18 protein-coding genes and 1 pseudogene are annotated in these 23,893 nt (G+C 62.4%); 12 read left to right on the top strand and 7 right to left on the bottom strand.

What is annotated here, in order from left to right; translation table 11 throughout:
* The first annotated feature begins 308 nt into the window (after nt 1-308).
* The 4 genes from EL199_RS02925 to EL199_RS12945 all read left to right on the top strand — a co-directional run bounded on the left by EL199_RS02925 (nt 309) and on the right by EL199_RS12945 (nt 10,467).
* On the top strand, nt 309-1,019 hold the full coding sequence (locus EL199_RS02925) for a DUF6882 domain-containing protein (RefSeq protein WP_004140432.1): 711 nt from the start codon (nt 309-311) through the stop codon (nt 1,017-1,019).
* Entirely contained in the window at nt 1,016-1,270 is a 255-nt protein-coding gene (locus tag EL199_RS02920; RefSeq protein WP_004140434.1) for a hypothetical protein, read from the top strand. Before EL199_RS02925 ends, EL199_RS02920 begins: the two co-directional genes overlap by 4 nt.
* 3 nt (nt 1,271-1,273) lie before the next feature.
* Nucleotides 1,274-2,104 carry a peptide chain release factor N(5)-glutamine methyltransferase gene (gene prmC / locus EL199_RS02915; protein ID WP_004140439.1) on the top strand — a complete coding sequence of 277 codons (831 nt, stop codon included), beginning with the start codon at nt 1,274-1,276 and terminating at the stop codon, nt 2,102-2,104.
* A 98-nt stretch (nt 2,105-2,202) separates the two neighbouring features.
* Entirely contained in the window at nt 2,203-10,467 is an 8,265-nt protein-coding gene (locus tag EL199_RS12945) for a family 20 glycosylhydrolase (RefSeq protein WP_126315980.1), read from the top strand.
* Between the two features lie 80 nt (nt 10,468-10,547).
* On the opposite strand, the gene EL199_RS02905 is transcribed toward EL199_RS12945, so the two are convergent.
* The 6 genes and pseudogenes from EL199_RS02905 to EL199_RS02880 form a co-directional block, all read right to left on the bottom strand.
* A complete protein-coding gene (locus tag EL199_RS02905; RefSeq protein WP_004140444.1) occupies nt 10,548-11,351 on the bottom strand; it encodes a PA14 domain-containing protein in 804 nt (267 codons plus the stop codon).
* A gap of 6 nt (nt 11,352-11,357) precedes the next feature.
* Nucleotides 11,358-12,320 carry a PA14 domain-containing protein gene (locus EL199_RS02900; RefSeq protein WP_004140446.1) on the bottom strand — a complete coding sequence of 321 codons (963 nt, stop codon included), beginning with the start codon at nt 12,318-12,320 and terminating at the stop codon, nt 11,358-11,360.
* On the bottom strand, nt 12,317-13,555 hold the full coding sequence (locus EL199_RS02895; RefSeq protein WP_004140448.1) for an AAA family ATPase: 1,239 nt from the start codon (nt 13,553-13,555) through the stop codon (nt 12,317-12,319). The genes EL199_RS02900 and EL199_RS02895 overlap by 4 nt, the downstream gene beginning before the upstream one ends.
* 3 nt (nt 13,556-13,558) lie before the next feature.
* Entirely contained in the window at nt 13,559-14,218 is a 660-nt protein-coding gene (locus EL199_RS02890) for a hypothetical protein (protein WP_004140450.1), read from the bottom strand.
* Between the two features lie 68 nt (nt 14,219-14,286).
* On the bottom strand, nt 14,287-14,409 hold the full coding sequence (locus tag EL199_RS13475; protein WP_004140451.1) for a CysS/YqeB C-terminal domain-containing protein: 123 nt from the start codon (nt 14,407-14,409) through the stop codon (nt 14,287-14,289).
* A 107-nt stretch (nt 14,410-14,516) separates the two neighbouring features.
* Nucleotides 14,517-15,214 (bottom strand): annotated as a pseudogene (locus tag EL199_RS02880) (IS5 family transposase).
* A 356-nt stretch (nt 15,215-15,570) separates the two neighbouring features.
* Here EL199_RS02880 and EL199_RS02875 point away from each other — a divergent pair.
* On the top strand, nt 15,571-15,759 hold the full coding sequence (locus tag EL199_RS02875) for a hypothetical protein (RefSeq protein ID WP_126315978.1): 189 nt from the start codon (nt 15,571-15,573) through the stop codon (nt 15,757-15,759).
* 143 nt (nt 15,760-15,902) lie between these two features.
* A complete protein-coding gene (locus tag EL199_RS02870) occupies nt 15,903-16,868 on the top strand; it encodes a DMT family transporter (protein WP_004140458.1) in 966 nt (321 codons plus the stop codon).
* On the opposite strand, the gene EL199_RS02865 is transcribed toward EL199_RS02870, so the two are convergent.
* Nucleotides 16,825-17,445, bottom strand: coding sequence for a LysE/ArgO family amino acid transporter (locus EL199_RS02865; RefSeq protein WP_040355021.1), 621 nt, complete (start codon nt 17,443-17,445; stop codon nt 16,825-16,827). The two genes, EL199_RS02870 and EL199_RS02865, sit on opposite strands and share 44 nt — an antisense overlap.
* A 182-nt stretch (nt 17,446-17,627) precedes the next feature.
* Here EL199_RS02865 and EL199_RS02860 point away from each other — a divergent pair, with 182 nt between their 5' ends.
* From EL199_RS02860 to EL199_RS02835, 6 genes are all read left to right on the top strand, one after another.
* A complete protein-coding gene (locus EL199_RS02860; RefSeq protein ID WP_004140463.1) occupies nt 17,628-18,236 on the top strand; it encodes a PepSY-associated TM helix domain-containing protein in 609 nt (202 codons plus the stop codon).
* 140 nt (nt 18,237-18,376) lie between these two features.
* Complete coding sequence (locus EL199_RS02855) at nt 18,377-19,585, top strand: integrase core domain-containing protein (RefSeq protein ID WP_126315977.1); 1,209 nt, start codon at nt 18,377-18,379, stop codon at nt 19,583-19,585.
* Nucleotides 19,586-19,664: 79 nt separating this feature from the next.
* Nucleotides 19,665-20,975 carry an NADPH cytochrome P450 oxidoreductase family protein gene (locus EL199_RS02850; RefSeq protein WP_004140464.1) on the top strand — a complete coding sequence of 437 codons (1,311 nt, stop codon included), beginning with the start codon at nt 19,665-19,667 and terminating at the stop codon, nt 20,973-20,975.
* Between the two features lie 16 nt (nt 20,976-20,991).
* Entirely contained in the window at nt 20,992-21,417 is a 426-nt protein-coding gene (locus EL199_RS02845) for a hypothetical protein (RefSeq protein ID WP_004140465.1), read from the top strand.
* Nucleotides 21,418-22,070: 653 nt separating this feature from the next.
* Entirely contained in the window at nt 22,071-22,550 is a 480-nt protein-coding gene (locus EL199_RS02840) for a CBS domain-containing protein (protein WP_004140467.1), read from the top strand.
* Nucleotides 22,551-22,554: 4 nt separating this feature from the next.
* Nucleotides 22,555-23,877, top strand: a complete 1,323-nt coding sequence (locus EL199_RS02835; protein WP_004140473.1) for an ArsB/NhaD family transporter — start codon at nt 22,555-22,557, stop codon at nt 23,875-23,877.
* Nucleotides 23,878-23,893 lie beyond the last annotated feature (16 nt).

Raw genomic sequence — 23,893 nt, 5'->3', positions numbered from 1 at the left:
CGTCGCTACGCGATTTTTCACACCCCCTCCCCAGCCCTCCCCCGCTGCGGGCTTCGCCCTGCAGGGGAGGGGGGATGTCTAATTGTCAACGCGCCCTAAAGCCCAAAACCGCAAGGCGGGGTTTGCCCCACCAAACAACAAGAACAAATAGACGCCCTCCCCGTGGGGGAGGGTTGGGGTGGGGGCAGCAAGCCCGTCGCAAGGCGACAAAAGAAAACCAGCCAAAACCATCACCGTTGAATAACCAACACCATCAACCGATTACAAACACCACCAGCGCCCAAGCCAATAACCCACAGACCCCACCCATGACCACCCTCCTCGAACAACACCTCGGCCTCATCCTCGACAAACAAGCCACCTTCGCCGCCCACATCGACCTTGATGCCGACTGGAGCGCCGACCTCGAACACGGCGAACTCGACATTGGTGACGCCTCCCTCACCGTGCGCGGCATCGGCAGCTACGCCCGACAAAACCAAAGCTGGCTGTGGCTATGGGCGAACCACAACATCACCCTGCCCGCCGACGCCGCCCACAGCGCCAAAACCCTGCGCGACTATGACCGCCGCCAAACACCCGCCCGCGACAACCACGACGACCGCACCCTCTTCCAAAACCCCGCCGACACCGCGCTGCTCAACACCGCCCAATTCCTGCTGAACGAAGCCGAACTGCCCAACCTCGGCATCATCGCCTGCGCCCTAACCGGCGCGGACGCCTACTACTACGGCGACTACGACAGCGGCCTCGCCCTCTTCACCATCCACGAACCCGAACTGGCCCGCCTCTGGCAACAAGAAAACGGCCTGCCGCGTACCCTCGCCACCCTCGCCCAAATCACCGCATCCCCCGTGAACCACCGCCGCGCCATCCGCGCCTACCTCAAGGCCAAACACTACCGCCTCGAAGAAAACGCGCGCCAACTGCGCGCCCACCGCCGTGACGGCGAGCTCACCGCCGACTTTGACGCGCGCGACCACCTGAGCAACATCCACAGCGAAATCCGCCCCGCATGAACACCGCCGAAACCCTGCTTGCACAAACCCTCGCCGCCAACGCCGCCGCGAACTACGCCGACATCGACCGCAGCGCGGACGCCCGCGCCGAACGCGCCCGCCACCACGCCTACCTCGCGCACAAAAACCGTATCGAAGGCCTGCCTAACCCGCCTACCGACAGCCTCGAAGCCCGCCTTGCCCAACACCACATCAACGGCGAAATCAGCGCCGCCCAACTCGTCGCCATCACCCGCCTGCTGCCGCGCTAAACCATGCACCTCCACCACTGGCTCGCCCAAGCCATCGCCGCCCATCCCGACACTGAAGTCGCCGCCATCGAAACCCGCCACCTCGCTGCGCACATCACCGGCCTCTCGCCCACCGCGCAGCGCATCCACGACCCCGAACTTGAGCCCGCACAACAACAGGCGCTGGACGCCCTCGCCGCCCGCCTGCACGCAGGCGAACCGCTCGCCTACCTCCTCGGCCACCAACCCTTCTGCGGCCTTGACCTCAAAGTCAGCCGCGCCACCCTCATCCCGCGCAGCGACAGCGAAATCCTCGTCGAACGCGCCCTGCACCACCTGCGCGATCTGCACGCGCCGACCGTCATCGACCTCGGCACCGGCAGCGGCGCACTGGCGCTCGCCATCGCCACCGCCCGCCCCGACGCGCGCATCACCGCCACCGACCAAAGCGCCGAAGCGCTCGCCATCGCCCAAGAAAACGCGCACGCGCATCGGCTGACCAACCTCACCTTCCTTCAGGCCGACTGGCTCGCGCCCTTTGCCGCCGACTGTGCCGACCTTATCCTCAGCAACCCGCCCTACATTGCAGCCAACGACCCGCACCTTGCCGCGCTCACCCATGAACCACCAAGCGCGCTGATTGCCGCCGCAGACGGCTACCGCGACCTCTACACCATCATGCAGCAAGCACCGCGGAACCTAAAACCCAACGGCTGGTTACTCATGGAACACGGCTGGCAACAAGGCGAAAAACTGCGCGCCCGCGCCACCTCCAGCGGCGACTGGCACAACATCGCCACCCATCAAGACTACGCTGGCCGCGACCGCATCACCGAAATGCAAAAACGCGGCTGACGCCCGCAGCGGTGCGCCCAAAATAATGTCATCCGCCCGTAAACAATTGGCAACAATCTTGCTTGAAAGAGCACATTCCCACCAACTGGCGCACCCTTATGAACTGGCAAATCCTCCTCACCCTGCACCGTGCCGATGGCGCGGTCGTCGCTGAATATCCCGTTGATGGCGCAGGCGCTGCGCTGCACATCGCCGCTGAAGACGGCGCGTACTACCAGTTCACCGACCTTGCCACCGGCATCGGCCCGGAAAATCTCACCACCGCGCGCACGGGCGACGACCTGCTCATCCACTTCGACGGCGACGGCCAACCCGACCTCGTCATCGACAACTACTTCACCCGCGGCCAGGGCGCGCTGGTCGGCGTGCAGGAAAACGGCGGCCTTGCCAGCTATCCGGTCACGCGCGCGCCGGAACATGCGCTCGCCAGCGAAATCATCACCGCGCAGCCGCTGGGCGCTGACCAACCCGCACTCGCCCCGCTGGGCGTATTGGGCGCGGTTGGCCTGGTCGCCGGCAGCATCGCCTTCGCGCGCGACCACGGCTACAAGAGCGACAGCGGCAACTACCCACAACCCAACCCACAACCCAACCCACAACCCAACCCGCAACCCAACCCGCAACCCAACCCGCAACCCAACCCGCAACCAAACCCGCAACCAAACCCGCAACCAAACCCGCAACCAAACCCGCAACCAAACCCGCAACCAAACCCGCAACCAAACCCGCAACCAAACCCGCAACCAAACCCGCAACCAAACCCGCAACCAAACCCGCAACCAAACCCGCAACCAAACCCGCAACCAAACCCGCAACCAAACCCGCAACCCAACCCGCAGCCACAACCCAACCACGAAGGCACGGTCAAAATCAGCGGCGCGGCGAAGGTTGGCGCGACCTTAACCGCCGAGGTCAGCGACGTCGATGGCGTGCCTGCCGACATCCGCTATCAGTGGTTCGCCGATGGCAAGCCCATTGCGGGCGCGAGCGCGCAGGCGTTCACCCTTACCGCCGCGCAGCAGGGCGCGAAGATTACGGTGCAGGCGACTTATACCGACAACGCGCAGTACGCCGAGCAGCCGCAAAGCGCGGCGACGGCCGCCGTCACGGACGATACGCAGCCGCCATCTGCCGCCACACTCACCGTGCGCGAGACGGACGACGCCACGCCGGGCAGCATTGCCGTGGGCAAGCTGGGCGCGGGGGAAGCGCTCACCGTCGGCGAGACGACGTTAAACGCCGCCAAACTCGCCGACCTTGCCCATCAGCCGCGCACGGTCATTGATGACGACAAGGGCACGCTGACGCTGACCGGCTACGACGCCGCGAGCGGCACGCTTTCCTACAGTTATGACCCGAAAGCACACGCCAGTCACGACAACCAGCAGGCGGCGGTCGATTTCATCATCGGGCGCGAGGCGTTTCGCGGCACCAACGGCGTCGGCGTGCAGCCGTTCAACCCGCGCTGGGCGGGCGACGACAGCACCGCGATTGAGGAAAGTTACGCGCGCGCCGCCGCGCTCGGCGTGAAATGGGTGCGCATCACCGCCGGCTGGAACCAGGTGCAGCCGCAAGACGACGGCAGCTACGACTGGCGCTATGTCGATGATGCGGTCAGGCTGGCGCAAAAATACGGCATGAAAGTGCTGATGCAGGTCATGGGCACGCCCAACTGGGCGAGCGACATCGGCGACCTGCCCGCCGCGCAGCAGCAAAAACTGGCGCAGGAAGGCTACTGGACGAGCACGCACGCGCCCAAAGCGCAGCACGACGCCGATTTCGCCCGCTTCTTCGGTGAAGCGGTCAAGCGCTACAGCGCGCAGGGCATCCACGATTACGAATTCTGGAACGAGCCGGGCAACAAATTCTGGCGCGACACCTGGGCGAATCCCAACCCGAACCCGGAGCATTACACCCGCCTGCTCAAGCTGGTGTATGAAGCGGCGCACGCCGCCGACGCGGAAGCGAACGTACTAGCGGGCGGCATGACCGTCGGCGACAGCCGCGCCGATGGCAGTTACATCAGCCCGCAAGAATTTCTGGAGCGCATGTACAAAGCGGGCGCGCAGGGCTACTTCGACGCGCTCTCGCACCATCCCTACGGCATCCTCGCCAAAGACTTCAAGGACAACGGCTGGGCGCAGATGAACGGCGACATCGTCGCCCCCGGCGCGGGCGAAAAAACCCTGATGCAAATCCTGCAGGCGCACGGCGACGGCGGCAAGCACATCTGGCCGAGCGAAGTCGGCTGGGACGCGATGTTTGCGGGCCTTGCCGAAACCTGGCAGGCGAACACCATCAAAACCCTGCTCGAATGGCAGCAAAAAGCCGACTACACCGGGCCGATGATTCTCTACCAGGCGCAGAACGACCGCGCCGCTTACGTGCAGGGCATCCTCAACCGCGACGACAACGGCGACGGCATCGTGGACGTCAATATCGACACCAACGGCGACGGCATCCCCGACGCCAACATCGACGCCGACCACAACAACCGCCCCGACCTGCTTGACGCCGCCGACCGCGAGGCCTACTACGGCTTCTGGCGACAGGACGGCAGCGCCAAACCGGCGGTGGACGCCATCAAACAAGGCACGCCGCAGACGCCAGCGGCGGCGACACTCAACATCACCATCGAAAACGTCGATACCCCGCAGCCGCCGCAAAACCACGCCCCGGACGACATCACGCTTTCCGCCAGCCAAGTCGCCGAAGGCCAAGACGGCGCGACCGTCGGAAAACTCACCACGCACGACCCCGACAGCGGCGACACCCATACCTACAAAACCAGCGACGACCGCTTTGAAGTCGCCGCCGACGGAACGCTGAAGCTGAAAGCCGGACAGCATCTTGACTACGCGGCGGAGAAAACCGTGGCGCTCACCGTCACCGCGACCGACGCGGGCGGCCTCTCCACCCAAAAAACCTTTACGCTCAACGTGCAGGACAACCCCGCCTACCCCGCGCCCAACCAGCCGGGCAGCATCAGCATCACGGGCGAGGCCAAAGTGGGCAGCACGCTGACCGCCACCGTCAAGGATGCCGATAACTTCGACGCCAGCGCGGTCAAATACCAGTGGTTTGCTGATGGCAACCCGATTGGCGGCGCAACCGCGCAGACCTTCACCCTCACCGCCGCGCAAAAGGGCGCGAAAATCACCGTACAGGCGACCTACGACGACAACTCCGCCCATCACGAAACACCGACCAGCGCGGCAACCGCACCGACCGCTGATGACGCCCGGACACCGCCCAATTACCCCGTCACCGACGGCAACGATATCATGCTGCGTGTCAACCGCGCCGAGAAAAGCGCCCGTGATTCGTTGTTGAAAATTGAGGCGGCAAGCCCTGATGAAATCGCTGATTTGCGCGACGGCAAATGGGGACAGAGTTTTACTGAGCGCCTGCAAAAAGCGCTGGATGACCCCAATATCCGCATCATCGACATACCCGCGGGTACGCACCGCATCAGTTCGGTGGTGTTGGACAGGGCGCAGGACAAACACATTCGTGGCCAAGGCAGCGCCACCGTGCTGGAATTCGACAAGACAGATGATGTTGCCCCCTTCCTCGCCACCTCGGGTGGCAAGGCGAAAAACCTGCTCTTCAGCGAATTCTCGCTCGACATGAGCTGGAAAACGGGCGATGCGGCGGTCAATGCCTTCCAGTTCACCAACGCCGACAGCATGCAGGTCTATCACGTTGCCATCAAAAACGTCGGTGGCAGTGCCATATTGGCGCAGGGCTTCCGGCAGGCGGGCAGCGGCAGCAAGAATCTGTTGGTGCTGGACAGCGTCATCGACGGCGCGGGCTTGATTGATCACACCGACGGCTTCGGGGTAATGGTCAAGGACGACTCGCCCAACGCGGCCATCGTCGGCAACCAAATCCACAACGTCAAAGGCGGCATGGCAGTCGGCGGCCACGCCACCACCCTCGGCGCGCCGGTGGAAATGGTGATAATTGACAACCACGTCGGCAACCAACAATCAACCACCGCCTTTGAAGGCATCGGCATCACCAAAGGGGTGGATCGCAGCATCATCGCCAAAAACATCAGCGATCCTTCCTTTGACAACGGCATCTCGGTTACTTCCGACGACAACCTGGTGGTGAAAAACCACATCGGCTCGGCGTGGAATCACGGCATCGCCATTGAAGGCAAGAACAACACCGTGGTCGCCAACGAAATCCACAACATCGGCCGACAAAATGCCGCCCTCGGCGAAAACGAAGAATATGCGGCGATAGCCATCGAAAACGGCGCCAACAACTATATCGCCAACAACACTGCTTCCGGCGGCGACATGGTGTACGCCGTCAAATACAACGGGCAACAACTGGGCGACAACCAAATCGGCCACAACGATTTTTCCGGTTACAGCAAGCGCGAATTTAGCATCCCGCCGCACAGCAGCGACAAAACCGATGCCAGCGTCCCCGACACCGGCCTTGCCCCGCAAACTGCGACCGAGCGCGTGCAAGTCGCTGGTGAAGCAGGGCCTTCAGCGGGAGCGTTCAACCACGCACCGACCGACATCGGGCTTTCCGCCCTGGAAGTACCGGAAAATCTGGCAGGCGCAACCGTCGGCAAACTGACCACGCACGACCCCGACGCGGGCGACACGCACACCTATAAAACCAGCGACGACCGCTTTGAAGTCACCAGCGACGGCACACTGAAACTCAAAGCCGGGCAGCATCTCGACTACGCCAGCGAGCCGACGGTGAAACTGACCGTCACCGCCACCGACGCGGGCGGCCTCTCCACACAAAAAACCTTCACCCTCAACGTGCAGGACGACCCCGCCTACCCCGCACCGCCCACCGTGGGCGCGCGCGAAAGCGGGCTGAATCTGGACATCGCCCGCCACTTCTACAGCGCGGACGTCATCAAACAATTCATCGACACCCTCGCCAAAGCAGGCGGCACCTTCCTCCACCTGCACCTCTCCGACCACGAAAACTACGCGCTGGAAAGCGCCCTCCTCGGCCAGCGTGCGCAGGACGCGACGCGCGACAGCGCGGGCAACCATGTGAACCCGCACACCGGCAAACCCTTCCTCTCTACCGCGCAAGTGGCGGAACTCGCCAGCTACGCCAAGGCGAAAGGCATCGAACTCGTGCCGGAGCTGGAAACGCCGAGCCACATGAACGCCATCTTCCGCCTGCTCGCGCTGGAAAAAGGCGAAGATTACGTCAAAGCGCTACAAGCGGCGAACTCTGACCCCGCCGCGCGCGAAATCGACATCACCCGGCCGCAAAGCCTCGCCTTCGTGCAGGCGCTCGCCCAAGAAATCGCGACCGCCTTCGGCGATAGCGCCCGCCACCTCCACCTGGGCGGCGACGAATTTGGCTACAGCGCCGCCAACAACCACGAATACATCAACTACATCAACCAAATGGCGGCATTCCTTGCGCAGCATGGCCTGAAAACCCGCATCTGGAACGACGGCGTCATCAAGGCGAACCTCGCCAGCCTCGACCACACCATCGAAATCACCTACTGGAGCCACGACGGGCGACAAGACGGCAGCATCGGCGAGACCAACCGCGCCCTGCGCGCCAGCGTGCCGGAACTACTCGACGCCGGCTTTAACGTGCTGAACTACAACGCGGGCTACCTCTACGCCGTCCCCAAACAAGGCATGGGCGACTCGACCGACAGCAACTACGACAGCCGCCTCATCCTGCGCGACTGGAACCCCGGCATCTGGGACGAAAAAAACCACGCGAACGCGGTGGACGGCAAACGCCTGAAAGGCGCGGCACTCTCCATCTGGGGCGAAAACGCGGGCACGCTGGACGATGCCAGCATCGCCCGCTACTACGCCGACGAAATCACCACCCTCGTCGAAAAAACGCGCGCGCTGGACGACCCTGCCCTCGCACAAACCCTGCAAAACCGCGCCGCCAACGACTTCGCCGCGCTCCAGCAAGACACCTGGCTCGACTTTGAACAAATCGCCAACCACGCCACCCTCGACCTCGGCGGCAACGGCAGCCAACACCTGCGCCTGTTGCGCGAAGACACGCTGGACGCCGCGCGCGGCCTCGACATCCGCATCAAAGGCACGGACGCTGACCGCATTACCCTCGGCGACAACTGGCACGCCACCGGCGACAGCCAAACAGAAGGCGGCGAACAATACCGCGCTTACGAAAACAACGGCAACCGCCTGTGGATAGACAGCGACATCGCCGTACAAAACGCCGCCCCGACAAGCGCCGCCGACACCTTCGCCCGCGAAAACCTGCCGCCGGGCGCGGCCTACCAAATCGTCGCCGACCTCGGCGCCGCCAAAACCGCCATCGCCGCCGACCCGACCCTACAAAACCTCATCATCAGCGACGGCAACCACCACGCCCTGCTACAAAAAAACAGTACCGGCTACAGCGACGGCATGCCCCCCGGCTGGACACTCACCTGCAAAAACCACATCCCGGCCGTCGCCTTCCACGACGGCGGCGCCGACCTCGCCCCCGCGCTCAACGCCGCCGCCCAGGCCGCAAAAACCCTGCAACTGGGCATCGAACTGCCCGCGCAGCGCGAATACCAACTTGGCAGCCAAATCGTGCTGGAAAACGGCGTCCCCTACCTGCACGGCAACGGCAGCACCCTCGCCGTACAAAACAGCGTCAACGAAGCCGCGCTCAAACTGCCCAACGGCGCGAGCCAAGGCGAAATCAGCGGCCTCACCCTCAACATGAACGCCGCCCCCGGCGTACACGGCATCCTCGGCTACGACCTGCACGACTACCGCATCCACGACAACCACATCCTCCACCTCGGCCAGCGCCCCGGCTACCCCGGCTACGGCATCACCGTCTACAGCGGCAGCGGTCACACCGAAAACATCACCGTCGAAAACAACCACATCAGCGCCAAACCCGGCAACGGCGCGCACGCACACGCCGACGCCCCGGTCGGCATCGCCTTCAACGGCGCGCAACAACCCGGCAACCCCCAATGGCGCGACGCCAAAGCGCCCGTCTGGCGGCAATACGTCGAAGACGGCACCGTCGCCGAAGCCGACCCCAGCCGCACCATCAAACACATCACCGTGCGCGGCAACCAAGTGAGCGGCACCTACTACGGCGTCGCCTTCTCCACCGTCAGCGACAGCGAAATCAGCGGCAACCACCTCCATCACAACACCCGCAACATCTCGCTCCAAGACCGCAGCAACCACAACACCGTGCGCGACAACATCCTCACCGATGCCCACTCCAGCGCCATCCACATCGCCTACGCCTCCAGCGACAACCACATCGAAAACAACCACATCATGACCACCCGTGCGGGCGGCCAGGCCATCCTGCAAGCCTACCAGGGCAGCAAAAACAACCACTACCACAACAACCACATCGACGTCGCCCACGACGCCACCACCAACTTCATGTACACCGCCACCGACTCCAGCGGCACCACCTACCGCGACAACATCGCCAGCGGACGGGTCAGCCGCGCCAGCATCGGCGCCGAAAGCATCTGGGACAAAGCAGGCGCGGGCGACGAAAAAAGCGCCTACGGCAACAACATGCAAGACCCCAACCTCTACGACGGCGACATCACCCACGGCGGCGGCCACGGCGCGCTCACCGGCCTCACCATCAGCGGCAACATCCTCGCGCCCGAACCCACCTTTGCCGGCGCGCCCATCACCTACCTCGGCGCCGACAGCAGCCACGGCCTGCACGGCGACAAAACCCTAAACGGCGACCTCGACGCCACCCTGAACGACAACACCTGGCTCGGCGCGGACGGTCGCGAAGCCGTGCGCCAACACCAAAGCGGCGACTCCCACGTACACCTGCACGGCAACGGCATCGCCCACGCCGACGGCACGACCTACCACCACGGCACCACCGCCTACAGCATCGGCGACTACACCCTCGCCAACGACGAAACCACCCTCTACCTCCTCGGCACCCACGCCACAAGCGGCAGCGGCAACAGCGGCGACAACCAACTCTACGGCAACGCACAGACCAACCGCCTGGACGGCGGCGCGGGCAACGACCACCTCGACGGCGGCTACGGGGCCGACGTCCTCACCGGCGGCGCGGGCGCCGACACCTTCACCTTCGCCAGCCTCCTGGACGGCAAAAACATCGACACCATCACTGACTTCAACGCGGGCGAAGGCGACAAAATCGCGCTGAACCAAGCCGTCTTCGGACGCCTCGGCGACAACTGGTACACCGCCGCAGGACAACACATCACCCACACCACCCGCGTATACCAACAAGGCGACACACTCTACCACGACCCGGACGGCAGCGGCAGCGCCTACACCGCGACCGCCTTCGCCAAAGTGAATGTGACGTTGGAAGAAGGACATTTCAGCCTGATCTGAGCGCCCCGCCCGTAGGTTGGATTAGGCGCAACCGTAACCCAACGCGCCATCAAGATTTACCCCAACGCTGGGTTACGCTTTTAGGGCGTGCGGCGGGTGGAGGCCAGCTCCAGTCCCAAGGCATATTCGGCGGTGTGGCGGTAATTCAGGTATTCGACTTCCAGCAGGTAGCGGCCGGGCTCAAGCCAGAGTTGCGGCGGTACTTGACCTGCATGGCCATCTGAAACGAGGTGGCGGTCAAGGATGATGCGGGCCAGTCCTCCACCCTGCGGTTTGAACTGGTAATAGCCGCCCTGGGCGATGTCAATGTAGCCCAGCCAGCAGGCAGCAAAGTCTTCGGCGGGAATGCGCTTTAGTTCGTTGTAGTTGTAGTGGATACGGATGCTGCTGCTGTTTTCTTCGGCTATCTGCCGTCCCGCCTCGCGCCAGCGGTCGGCGTAGCGGGCGAGCGATGGTTTTTCTTCGCCGACGCGCGCCCATGCGACGACGCTCCCGTCCTTTTTGTCGTAGTTGTAAGGGTGATAGGCGCGGTGGAGGCGCTCCAGTTCGCCGTGATCGAGATAGTAAGCGTTGAACCCTTTGCCGGGTGTGCGGGCAGAGAGTACTTCGCTCCAGCGGTTTTGGGCGAGTGGCAGGTCTTGCAAGCGGTTCCCCTTGGCGATGACGAGGGTAGGTTTGCGCGGAGCAGGTTGTGGTGGTGGTGACTGGGCGGCAGGCGGTGCCAATGGCGCAGCGGTGACGGCAAAGGGCGGAGGCTGGCGCTGTTGCGGACGGTTGAACGCAAGATAGGTCAGGAAGGCGATGAAGGCGGCAAACCAGACAAGTCGGCGGTAGTTACGCGATCGCGCCCAGAGGCTGCGCTGCGGTCTGCGGTAGCGGCTCATGCGGGGTCAGCGGCTTTGCGCATCTTCGGCAGGGGCGGTTTCCAGTCCCAGTTCAAATTTGGTGGTGTGCCAGTTGTTCAGATATTCGACTTCGAGGGTGTATTGGCCGGGGTCAAGCCAGACGCGCGGGCTGTTTCTGTCGTGGCTGCCTTCGTAGATGCGGTGACGGTTGAGGAGGATGCGCGTATCCGACCAGCTTTGGTTTATACGGAAGCGGTAGTAGCCGCCTTTGCGGATGTGGATTTTGCCCGTCCAGTAGGCGGCGAAGTCTTCCGAGGGGATGTTTTTGAATTCGCTCCAGGCGTAATCCATTTTGATGGTGCCGACGTGCTCGCGGGCAACCACGCGCTGCGGTTCTTTGCGCCAGAGGTCAGTGGCGCTGTCCAGGGTGCTGGCACTGCGGTTTTCAGGGCGGTACGGCGGTATGCCACTACGCGGTTCAAACGGGCGTAGCCCTTTCAGATCGCCATCGGTCATGTAGGCGACGTTAAAGCCGCTGCCCGCAGGCGAGATGTGCAGGGTGTCGCCCCAGGTGCGGGAAACGTCCGGGTAGTCTTCGAGACGGTCGCTGTGCGGGTCGAGGATGGTCAGCGGTTGTGCGTTATCCGCTGCCCCATCCGGCGAACGGGCGGAAAGGACGCCGATGTTGTTGCCCGCGCGGTTGGTTGCGGGCGGTTGTTGTGCCGAGCGTTGCAGGGCTTCGGCGACGCGTTCTTCTGCGCTTTTCGGCGCAGCGGGCGGGGCTTTGGGCGGCGGCGGGGTGTATTGCGCCGTGGTTGGTGTAGGCGCGGGCGCACTTGTGCTTGCCGGTGCGGCGGCAGGGGCAGAAACAGGAACAGGCGACGCGCTGTGCCGGTTCAGGGCGATAATGGCGATGAGCGCGAGGAAGCCGGCCGTCCAGGCAAGGCGGCGGTAGTTAGCCGAGCGCGCCCACAGGCTGCGGCCGTGACTGTGGATGCTGCGGTTCATGCGGTGCTCCGTGGGGCGGCAGGCGGGTTGCTACGGTGCATTTTCGCTTTGACTTTGCCGTCTTCGCGTTTAAGTTCGATGGTGTCGTAGCCGCGTTCTTTCGCCTGGATGAGCGAGTCAGCGATGGATTCTTCCAGCGCGCGCACGAGGTCGCGGCTGCTGGCGGCGCGCCCCATGCGTTTGTAGCGCTCCATCAGGTCGATGATGATTTGCGGGTCGATGCCTTTGCCCGCGACTTTCAGGCCGTAGCCGTTAATCATCCGCTCCATTTCCAGCGCGCAGACGCGGGCGATATCCAGCCCGCTAAAGGGCGCGAAGACGAAGATGCGGTCGATGCGGTTCAGCACTTCGGGGGCAAAGCCTTGTTCGCGCAGGGTGGCGACGGAGGCGCTGCGCAGGGCGTCCGGGTCGTGGCCGAGGCTTTGTTGCAGGTCGGCGAGCTGGTCGGTGGCGGCGTTGGAGGTGAGGATGAAGATGGCGTGGCTGCTGTCGATTTGTTTGCCGTCCGAGGCTTCGGTAATGAAGCCGTCGTTCCAGGCGGTGAGGAATTTTTTGAGGACGTCCGGATGCGCTTTTTCGATTTCATCGAGCAGGACGACGGCTTCGGGGTAGTCGCGCAGTCCGGCGGTAAGCGCGCCGTAGCTGGTCGAGCCGACATAGCCGCGCGCCATGCCAAAGAGTTGTGAGGCGCTGTAGGCGCCGGAGGCATGCTGGGTCATGTCGAAATGCAGCAGTTTGCGCCCCAGCACTTGCGCCAGCACTTTGGCGAGCCAGGTTTTGCCGGTGCCGGGCGGGCCGGCAAAGAGGAAGACGCCGACGGGTTTGTTGCGCTGGGTGAGGGCAAGGCGGCGGCGCAGTTGCCAGGCGAGATCGTGGCAAACTTGATCCTGGCCGACAACCTGGCTTTGCAGGCGGGCTTTTACTGCTTCGGCGTCAATGAGGATGGCTTCTTTGTCGAGTTTGTCTGCGGCCTGTTCGATGTCGGCGCGGTTACTGAGGCGGTCGAGTATGTCCATGGGTATTATCCGGTAAATCCAGTCGGGGGCGCGGTCGTGCGCGTGCAGCCACACGGCACGCAGCAGGACGAGCATGAGGAGGAACGCCGCCAGCAGGTACCAGCGGATGGCGGCGAGGAAGTCGAGGATGCCGTCTTTGGCACCGGAGACGTACTGCCAGAGCATCAGGCAGAGGCAGATGAACATCATCAGCGGCAGCAGGCGGTAGATGGCATTCATGGGTTATTGCAGGTAGAGGCTGATGACCTGGCCTTCCGCCATGACCGGCAGCGACACCGGCTGGCCGGAGCCGGTGAAGCCGAGGGTGATGCCGCCGCCGCCGTCGTGGATGCCGGTGATGGTGACGGGAACGTCGTACTGCGCCGGGAAGTACATGGTCTGCTGCGCGTGGGTGATGGGGATGGTCTGGCTGTAGCCGAGCGAGCTGACTTGTACCACGTCGCCGTCTTCCGCGACGTTATCCCACAGCACCAGCTCCACCATTTGCTGTCCGCCCTTGTCCCAGGCGGGTTGTGCCGCTTGTGTCTGGCTGTCAGCCGTCGGGACGATGTTTTGCGCCAGCGCGGTTTTTTGGTCGTCCGGCAGCGGCAGGTTCTGGATGGCGCTGCGCGCCTCGTTGGCGTCCAGACGGCGCAGCGTATATCGCGGCACGGCGCTGAATTGTTGCGCACGCGCGTCTTTTTCCGCTTGCGTCAGGTTGTCGGCCGTGGCGGTGGCGACCGCGCCGCCGCTGTTGCCGCCGTCAAAGAGTTGCGTCAGCCCCCAGCCGCCGAGGCCGATTATCAGCGCGGCGGTGATGAGGGCGAGGGAAAGGCTCGATTTTCGCGGTTTTTCGCGCTGCGGTTCGGGCTGGAGTTCGGGTTGCGGGCGGTTATCTGGCATGGAATTTCCTTTTCGTTACAGTGGAGTTACCGCATTATAAGGGGTTGGTTTCAGTGGCGGAAAGCGCTTTATTCATACCGCCATTCCACCCCGCCCGCGGTGTCTTTGATAATGATGCCCTGCGCGGCGAGTTCCGCGCGGATGGTGTCGGCGCGGGCGTTGATGCGGGCGAGGATGTCCGCTTCGCTCAAGGTGCCGCTGTTTTCGCCTTTGAGCCAGTCGGCGGGGTTTTGTTGTAAGAGGCCGAGGCGGCCGCCGAGGTTTTTTAGCGTCGGCGCTAGCGCGGTTTACAATTCACTCATAGCGGCAGCCAGACCATGATGCACCCCAAAAGAACCGTACTGAGATAATTTCGCTTGAGTTTGTCATAACGCGTGGCGATAGCGCGGTAGTGTTTCAAACGGGCAAAAGCATTCTCAACCAAATGCCTGATTTTATAAAGATACCAGTCCATATCCTTGTTCTTTTCCTCTCGGTCGCGTTTATAGGGAATATTGGCTTTGCTGCCTTCTTCCTCAATTTGCGCACGCAATTTGTCTGAATCATAGCCCTTGTCTGCGCTAACTACCTCCGTTTCTGCCAGATCTACTGCCGCTATCAGTTCGGGGGCAATGCTGACATCATTGACATTACCAGCCGTAATGATGACTTCCAGCGGATTGCCGCAAGCATCAACTATCAGGTGAATTTTGCTGGTGCGCCGCCCCGGCTGATGCCGATGGCATGGTCGTCTTCGCCGCTGTGTGCCGCAGCGCCTGCCGAATGTTGGTGCGCCCTGATATGGCTGCCATCCATCATCAGCCATTCCTTATCGGTATCAGTGGATAATTTTTTGAAGATTCCCTGAATAATTCCTTTCTTTGACCAACGGTTAAAGCAGTTATAGACGGCTTGGAATTTACCGAAAGATGCGGGCAGGTCGCGCCAGGGGCAGCCGGTGCGCATTCTGTAGAGGATGCCTTCAATGGTGCGGCGCAGATTGGATTTGTCATACAAGCCAAGCTCTAGCAAAATAATGAGCAGCTTCGACCAGAGTTCATCAGTGAGCAATGTTCGGGGCACGGCGGGGTAACGGGTTGTTGAGGAACTTCCTTTATCCTGCCGTTTTTCGTTTTTTCAAGTATTTAGACGAATTGCAAACAGCCTCTAGGGGCTGTTTACAATTCAAATCTCCCTCCCCTGCAGGGCGAAGCCCGCAGCGGGGGAGGGATGGGGAGGGGGTGGACAATGCCGCTTACGAGATGAAATTTCGATTTTTCAATCGTTTGCTGCCCTCACCCCAACCCCTCTCCCACAGGGAGAGGGGCTAGTTCGCTGAATTGTAAACAGCCTCTAGCGCGGTTTCGCCGCTGTTGATACGGCGCGCGAGCATCGACGCCATCAATGCGGAAATCGCCGCGATTGCCGCGGATGAGACCTGGGAACTGCTGCAGGGATTCGCCGATGAGGCAGCGCTACAGGATTATCTGGACGGGCAACGCGAACTGCTGCTGGCGGAGCTTGCGGTGTTGCAGGAACGCTGGCAGGCGTTGCAGGGGTAATCGAAGCACGTCCCGCATATTAGCGCCTCATTTCCCGCCAATCTGATGTACAAACCCGTTTGTCGCTCATATTCCGGCTAAAATGATGCGCAAACCATCCCCGCCCGCACGTTGCGGGCTTTTCTCTGCCCTCTGCAATCTTTATGACCCAACCCACACCCGCCGCGCCCGCCTGGGGCGTGCATCTGAAACTCCTCGGTATGACTGCCCTGTGGGGCGCGTCCTACCCCTGGGCGAAAGCGGTGACGCAGGCGATGCCGATTCTGACCGCCGCCACGTTGCGCTTTTTTCTCGCCGCCCTCGCCCTGCTCCTCTGGCTGCATCACTTGCGCCGTCTGCGCGCGCTGCTCGCCCTCAACCGGCGGCAATGGGCGGCGATGGCGCTCGCCGCGCTGTGCGGTATCGCCGTTTATACCGCCAGTTTTATGTACGGCGTGCAGCGCATTCCGGCGGGCAAGGCGGCGGTGCTGTTTTCGTTAAGCCCGGTTCTGACGCTGCTGTCTGCCGCCTGGCTGTTCGGCGAACGGCTGAATGCGCGCATCGTCGCCGGTATGGCGCTGGCAGTCGCCGGTTCGGCGGTGGTCATCGCCCAGGGCAATCCGCTCGCATTGCTGCGCGGCGGCATCGGCACGGGCGAGTTGCTCATCGGCCTCTGCGTCTTTTGCTGGACGGCCTACACCCTCATCGGCCGCCGCGCGCTCGGCGGCATGGACGCGCTGACCACCACCGTCTGCACCCTGCTTTTGGGCGCGCTGATGCTGCTGCCGTTCGCGCTCGCCTTTGAAGGCGTGTCCGCCTGGGGCGCGCTGTGGCACGCGCCGGGGCGCGTTTGGCTGGCGCTGCTTTGTCTGGTTTTCGGCTCGACGGTGCTCGCTTATGTCTGGTATTTCGAGGGCATCCGCGTTCTTGGCGCGGGCACGGCGGCGGGTTATCTCACCTTTGAGCCGGTTTTCGGCGTGCTGTTCGCCGCGCTATGGCTGCATGAGGCGCTGCATTGGTCGCTGGTGGCGGGCGGCAGCGTCGCCTTCGCCGGCATGGTGCTGATGTATCTGGGGCGGCGCGCGCTCACCACAGGGCGAGGCCGTAGCGCAGCAAGCCCCAGGCAATAAGCCACATCACCACGCCAATGGCGGCGTCAAGCAGGCGCCAGGTCAGCGGCTGGCGAAAGAGCGGCAACAGCAAACGCGCGCCAAAGCCCAGGCCGAAAAACCACAGCGCCGAGGCCGCGACCGCCCCGCAGAGAAAGAGCGCCTTGGCGACGGGCGAGAGCGTACCGGCGATGCCGCCGACGATCACGACGGTATCGAGATACACATGCGGGTTGAGCAGGGTAATCGCCAGCGTCAGCAGCACCGCCTGCCGCGCGCTGCCGCCCGCCTCGTGCGTCCCCAAATCCATCACCGCGCCGCCGCGCCAGGCCGAACGGAATGCGCGCGCACCATAGACCGCGAGAAAAAGCGCGCCGATGAACGCCAGCGCCACCGACGCCACCCGGCTTTCGCCAATGAGCGTTCCCAGCCCGAAAACGCCAAGCGTCATCAGCAGAAAATCGCAGAGAAAACAGGTCAGCACGATGGGCAACACCCGCCAGCGCTTGAGCCCCTGCTTCAACACAAAGGCGTTCTGCGCGCCGATGGCGACAATCAGCCCGCCGGAGACGAGAAAACCTTGCAGCAGTGCGTTCATAAAAACCTCGCAAAAGGCGCTGTTATAGCACCGCTTGCCGCTCCGCGCAGGGAAAGCCTCATGGGGCACGCTTTGGTGCACCGTTTTAACGCCCATCATCCCCAACTTCGCAAGAAAACCGCTGGTAAAACAGCCGCATTTCCCGTACCCTTGCCGCTCCTTACGCTCCCCCCCCTACGACCATGCAACAAACCTTCTGGCGCCTGATGCGACTTGCCCACTGGGTCATCGGCGCATTCATCCTCACCACCCTCACCTTCTTCGCCGTGACCGGCTTCATGCTCAACCACACCGCCTGGTTCGAACAAGAACCGACGCAGCACGACGCCGAATACACCCTGCCCACTGAACTGCCGCTACCGGAACTCAGCGACGACCCGAACGCGCCCACGCCCGCCCTAGCGCCCGCACTCACCGCCTGGCTTGCCGAACACAGCCCCTACCCCATCAGCGCCTACCAGCTCAAAATCGAAGCGCCGGAAATCCTCCTCGAATACCAAGGGCCAGGCAGCGAAGCGAGCCTGACCATCGACAGCGAAAGCCGCGCCGTCGCCTACCACGAACAAAAAAACGGCATCGTCGCCCTGCTCAACAACCTGCACAAAGGCCGCCACACGCCCGCCTTCTGGAAGCGCTACATGGACGCCTTCGCCATCCTCACCGTGCTGGTCGCCCTCAGCGGGCTGGCGCTGCTCGTCTATTACCGCAAACAGCGCGGCAGCACCTGGCTGTGGACAACCACCGGCATCACCATCCCGCTCATCATCATCCTGCTCGCCATCCATTACTGACCCAGCCTCCCCGCCAAACAGCCCCCTCCCCCTGCGGGGGAGGGTTGGGGTGGGGGTACAACCCAAAGACCTCCTTTACAAAACAACCTAAAGACCTCGTTTACATCCAACATCACGGTATCGCTCCCTCGGAGATACCCATGCCCTGGAGACAAACGAACGTCATGCAACAACGAGAAATGTTCATCAACGCCTGGCTCAGCCAGAAATACAGCAAAATCGCGCTCTGCCGCCAGTTTGGCATCAGCCGCGTGACTGGCGACAAATGGATTGTGCGCTTCAAACAGGGCGGTATGGCCGCCCTTGTCGACCATTCCAGCCGCCCGGCGGCCTGCCCACGCGCCACCGATGCCCGCCTGTGCGAGCTGCTCTGCGCCGCCAAGCGCGAGCATCCCAGTTGGGGTGCGAAAAAGCTGCTTGCCCTGCTGCGCCGCCGTGCGCCGCATGAGGCCTGGCCTGCCGACAGCACCGGTGACCTCATCCTCAAGCGCGCTGGCCTGGTCAAAGCGCGCAAGCCCCGGCGCGGCATCAGCGCCGATGCCAGCCCGTTTACCGCCGCCGATGCGCCCAACCAAAGCTGGAGTGTGGACTTCAAGGGGGATTTCGCCATGCGCGGCGGTCGCTGCTTCCCGCTGACCGTCAGCGACAACTACAGCCGCAAACTGCTGTGTTGTCATGGACTTGCCAGTACTGCTTACGCAGGCGTCTGGCCGCAGTTCGAGCGGCTGTTTGCCGAAAACGGCATGCCCTGGAGCATCCTGAGCGACAACGGCGCCCCCTTTGCCGCGCGCAGCCTGGGTGGATTGAGCCGCTTGTCCAAACAATTCATAGACTTGGGCATCCGGGTGGAGCGCACCAACCCGGGGCATCCCGAACAAAATGGCCGACACGAACGCATGCACCGCAGCCTGAAAGCATGGTTGGCAGGGGTGGACAGCGTGCGGGAGGAGCTTTCGACATTGCGGATGCGCCTCGACGCATTTATGAAAGAATACAACGAAGAACTCATGCATGAAGGGCTGGGTGGCGCGGTGCCATCGGCCCTGTACCGATCGTCGCCGCGCGCATACACCGGGCGCATCGTGCCATACGAATACGATAGCCAGGCGATCATCCGCAGCGTACGGCAGAGCGGGGAAATCAAATGGCGCGGACGGATGGTGCATGCAAGCGCGCTGCTTGCGGGGGAGCGGATAGCGCTTCTGCCGTACGGCGACGGTGTGTGGGAAGTGCGCTACCGCTTTCATCCGCTTGGCTTTCTCAACGACCGGACGGGCAGGATTGAACCGCAGACACAGTGGCGCGAGATTGCTCGCCCGGAAACCCCTCGGTGTAAACAACGTGTTTAGGTTAAAGTGTAAACAAGGTCTGTGTTCTACCGGGGGCAGTCCGCAAACCACGTTACCCAATCAACCACCCATTCCCACCATGAACCCCACCCTCGCCTACACCCTCCTCGCCGCACAAACCCTCTACTGGCTCTACTACCTCTGGCAACGCCGCCCGCGCCCCGCGCGCGACGACAGCGCCCTGCTCCTCCTCTACGCCAGCCAGGGCGGACAGGCGGAAACCCTCGCCAAGCACCTCGCGCAAAACCTCAACACCCGCGCCGAAAGCCTCGACGCCTGGCACGCGCACCACCCGTTGAAAATGCTCGGCGGCAAAACCCTCATCCTCATCGCCAGCACCACCGGCGACGGCGACCCGCCGGACAACGCCATCCGCTTCACCCGCAGCCTACAAAAAAGCGGCGCCGCGCTCACCGACACCCGCTACCACCTCCTCGCCCTGGGCGACAAACGCTACCCGCACTACTGCGCCTACGGCCACCTGCTCGACCAAGAACTGGAGCGCCTCGGCGCCACACGCGAAAGCCCGGTCACCACCGTCGATAACCTCGACCCGCAAACCATCGCCTACTGGCAAAAACAACTGGGCGAACACCTGCAAACCACGCTGGACGTCCCGGCGCAACCGCCGAGCGTTGCCGCCACCCTCGCCAGCCGCAGCCGCCTGAATCCCGACAGCGAACAAGCGCTCTACCATCTGCGCCTTGCCTGCCCCGAACTCGCGGCAGACACTGCCCTCATCGAAATCACCATCCCGCACAAAAAAGACGAACTGCGCCGCCAATACAGCGTCGCCAGCATCGCGCCGGACGGCAGCCGCGGCCTCGACCTCATCATCCGCCTGCAAACCCATCCGGACGGCACGCCCGGCACCGGCTCACACTACCTCACCCAAACCCTCCAGCCGGGCGAAGCGCTGAAAATCCGCGCGCTCACCCACCACCCGGCAGAACTGCCGGACGCCCCGCGCCCGCTCATCCTCATCGCCAGCGGCAGCGGCCTCGCGGGCATCCTCGGCATCCTCACCCGCATGGAAGCGCGCTACCCCGCACGCGAACACAACTTGCAACACTGGCTCATCTACGGCGAACGCGACCCCGAACACGACCGCATCTACGCCTCCTGCCTCGAAAAACAGCGGGAAGACGGCGTCCTTGCCTGGCTGGACCGCACCTACAGCCGCAGCAAAAGCCGCGAATACGCGCAACAGCGCCTCATTGACCACGCCGACCGCCTGCACGCCCAACTGGAGGCAGGCGCGGTCATCTACATCTGCGGCAGCGCGGACAAAATCGGCGTGGGCGCGCAAGACACCCTGCGACAAATCCTCGGCGAAAAAACCTGCGACCGCTTAAGCAAAGCTGGCCGCATTCGCCTCGACACCTACTAAAAACCGCTGACTACCCGTGAAAAAAACCTTGCCCGTCACCATCGCCCTCGCGGGGCTCGCCATGGCAACCACCGCGCTTTACACCCAAAAACCCTGGCAAGAAGCCGCGCCGCCGCCCAAAATCCCCGTGGCCGAGCGCGACAAAATCCTGCGCGAAGCCAATGCCAAACTGCCGCTGATGATTGATGAAAAAACCCGGCTCGACAAAATCGACCTCAGTGCGGAAGGCTTCATCTACTACTACCAATTCCCGACAGAAAGCGCCGCCGCCATGCCGCCTGACTGGCAGCGCGACCTCACGCAGAGCATTCAGACTGGCCTGTGCGCCAGCCCGCAAACCCGCCCGCTTCTGGACGCAGACCGCAGCTACACCTACCACTATGCCGACAACAGCGGCGCGGAAGTCTTTACCCTGACAGTGCGCAAAGCGGACTGCCGCTAACCTGCCGCTGCGCTTGCCAGGCGGCGCAGTACGTCGCCGTCATCTTCTTCGCGCTATCCTCCTAGGGCGTGTTGACAATTGAGACATCCCCCCTCCCCCGCAGGGCGAAGCCCGCAGCGGGCGGGTACCCATGCAAAATGCGTCCGCATTTTGCATGGGGCCCGGGGGAGGGTTGGGGCTCCCCATGAAAAAGGCGGATGCCTTTTTCATGGGAACCCAGGGAGGGGGTGAGCAATCATTGATGAACCAAAATTCCTGTTTTTCAATTGATTGCTGCCCTCACCCCAACCCCTCTCTCTTGCTGCGCAAGCAATACTTGTCGCTTCGCGAGCGCTACGTGTCCCAGAGGGACAAGCATTGCTCGCGTAGCGAGAGAGGGGCTCGTTCACTGGATTGTCAACACGCCCTAAAGCCTCATACGGCGTTACGTGCCTTAGCGCAACGCAATCATCATCAACCGACTGGTGCTTGGTGGTGTGAAAACGCGCATTTATCTGTGGTTTTGTGGTTTTTTACACTGTAATATTTTGTTGTTTATCCAGAAAATGCGAAAAAATCCACAAAAAAAGACCGTCGCCCCGCTTTTTTCCGTGAAAATTCACGCTACAATGCGAAGTGTTAAAACATTTTTAGCATTCACATATGGGGGCCTTATGAATTACACCTGTCGGGACATCATGATTGACCATCCGCTGACGCTGCATCCGGCGATGACCATCGCCGAGGCGTTTGAGGTCATTCACCACCGTGGGGTGCGCTATTTTCCGGTAGTGGACGATGCGGGGGATTTTGTCGGCATTTTCAGCAGCATGAGCCTGATTGAGTTGCTTTTGCCGCGCGGCATTACCGCCAATCCGGCGCGCGGCAAGAAACTGCCGGAGCTGGATTTTATGAAGACGACGGTCGAAGAATTACGCAGCCGCCTGCGTGAGCGCGGGCAAGAGCCGATTACCGACCACCTCGTCACCGAAAACATTCCGCTGCTTTATCCGGAAACCAGCCTGATGGAGGCGCTTTACCTGATTTACCAATACCATAGCCACGCCATCATCGTTGAAAAAGGCGGGCGCCGCTTCCTTGGCGTGGTCAGTATCAACGGCATTCTCGACCATATTCAGGGCGCCAAAGGATAATTCCATGAACGCACACGCGATTTTCGGCCTGAACCCGATGTGGCTCTCCGGCATCATCCTCGTTATTGTCTATATCATCCTGATTTTGGAGAAGTTAAACCGCGCTGTCATCGCCCTGTTCGGCGCGATGCTGATGATTTATTGCGGCCTGCTCAATCAGGAGCAGGCGCTGCGTGCGGTGGATTTCAACACGCTCTGGCTGCTCACCGGCATGATGATGATGGTGAACATCACCGCCAAAACCGGGGTGTTTCAATATGTTGCCATCCGCTCGGCGAAGTGGGTGCGCGCCGACCCCATCGGCATCATGCTGATGCTGACCGGCATTACCGCGCTGTTTTCGGCGCTCCTCGATAACGTCACCACTGTGCTGCTGGTCACGCCGATTACGTTACTGATTACCGAGCAGCTGCGGGTGCGCGCCTTCCCTTATCTGTTTGCGACCATCGTTGCCTCAAACATCGGCGGTACCGCGACCCTCATCGGCGACCCGCCCAACATTATCATCGGCTCGAAAAACGGCCTCAGCTTCGCCGAGTTCATCTACCACCTGACGCCGATCGCCGTGCTCATCCTCATCGCCGTGTGCGCGATGCTGTGGCTGACGCAGCGCCGTGGCCTGAAAACCACGCTGCGCGCCCGCGCCAGCATCATGCGCTTTGACGAGAGAGAAGCCATTACCGACGTCAGCCTGCTGAAAAAATGCGGTTTCGTCTTTGCGCTCGTCCTCCTCGGTTTCTTCGCCGGTCACCCGCTGCACATCGAACCCGGCACCGTCGCCCTCTCCGGCGCCGCCCTGCTGATGATGCTTGCTTACGGGCGGCAACCGGCCGACAAACAAAGCGAAAACGTGCATCACGCCTTCACCGAAGTCGAATGGATCACCATCTTCTTCTTCATGGGGCTGTTCATCATCGTCGGCGCGGTCGAGCACAGCGGCCTGTTGGAAGTGATGGGCGCGAAACTCATCGCCGCCACCGACGGCAACGTGCCGAAAATGGCCTACGCCGTGCTCTGGGTTTCGGCGCTGCTTTCTTCCGTATTGGACAACATCCCCTTCGTCGCCACCATGATTCCGCTCCTGCAATCGGCCGGACAGGGCATCCCGCCGGAAACTTTTGAACCGGTGTGGTGGGCGCTCGCCCTCGGCGCCTGTCTCGGCGGTAACGGCACACTGATTGGCGCCAGCGCCAACCTCACCGTCGCCGCCTTTGCCGAAAAAGCCAAGCAGCCGATCGGCATGGTGCAATTCGCCAAATATGCCTTCCCGCTGATGCTCATGACGATCCTGATGTCGCATGTTTATCTGTGGTTGCGCTATTTCTGACGCTCACGCGCGCAAG

It is taken from the genome of Cardiobacterium hominis (assembly GCF_900637305.1).
Lineage (GTDB): Bacteria > Pseudomonadota > Gammaproteobacteria > Cardiobacteriales > Cardiobacteriaceae > Cardiobacterium > Cardiobacterium hominis.
Note: the sequence above shows the minus strand (reverse complement) of the source record. Positions and strands in the feature narration are given on the sequence as shown.

Bases quoted from the DNA above. Each gene is read 5' to 3' on its own strand.
- EL199_RS02925 (WP_004140432.1), top strand. From the start codon at position 309: ATGACCACCCTCCTCGAACAACACCTCGGCCTCATCCTCGACAAACAA.
- EL199_RS02920 (WP_004140434.1), top strand. From the start codon at position 1,016: ATGAACACCGCCGAAACCCTGCTTGCACAAACCCTCGCCGCCAACGCC.
- prmC (WP_004140439.1), top strand. From the start codon at position 1,274: ATGCACCTCCACCACTGGCTCGCCCAAGCCATCGCCGCCCATCCCGAC.
- EL199_RS12945 (WP_126315980.1), top strand. From the start codon at position 2,203: ATGAACTGGCAAATCCTCCTCACCCTGCACCGTGCCGATGGCGCGGTC.
- EL199_RS02905 (WP_004140444.1), bottom strand. From the start codon at position 11,351: ATGAGCCGCTACCGCAGACCGCAGCGCAGCCTCTGGGCGCGATCGCGT.
- EL199_RS02900 (WP_004140446.1), bottom strand. From the start codon at position 12,320: ATGAACCGCAGCATCCACAGTCACGGCCGCAGCCTGTGGGCGCGCTCG.
- EL199_RS02895 (WP_004140448.1), bottom strand. From the start codon at position 13,555: ATGAATGCCATCTACCGCCTGCTGCCGCTGATGATGTTCATCTGCCTC.
- EL199_RS02890 (WP_004140450.1), bottom strand. From the start codon at position 14,218: ATGCCAGATAACCGCCCGCAACCCGAACTCCAGCCCGAACCGCAGCGC.
- EL199_RS02870 (WP_004140458.1), top strand. From the start codon at position 15,903: ATGACCCAACCCACACCCGCCGCGCCCGCCTGGGGCGTGCATCTGAAA.
- EL199_RS02865 (WP_040355021.1), bottom strand. From the start codon at position 17,445: ATGAACGCACTGCTGCAAGGTTTTCTCGTCTCCGGCGGGCTGATTGTC.
- EL199_RS02860 (WP_004140463.1), top strand. From the start codon at position 17,628: ATGCAACAAACCTTCTGGCGCCTGATGCGACTTGCCCACTGGGTCATC.
- EL199_RS02855 (WP_126315977.1), top strand. From the start codon at position 18,377: ATGCCCTGGAGACAAACGAACGTCATGCAACAACGAGAAATGTTCATC.
- EL199_RS02850 (WP_004140464.1), top strand. From the start codon at position 19,665: ATGAACCCCACCCTCGCCTACACCCTCCTCGCCGCACAAACCCTCTAC.
- EL199_RS02840 (WP_004140467.1), top strand. From the start codon at position 22,071: ATGAATTACACCTGTCGGGACATCATGATTGACCATCCGCTGACGCTG.
- EL199_RS02835 (WP_004140473.1), top strand. From the start codon at position 22,555: ATGAACGCACACGCGATTTTCGGCCTGAACCCGATGTGGCTCTCCGGC.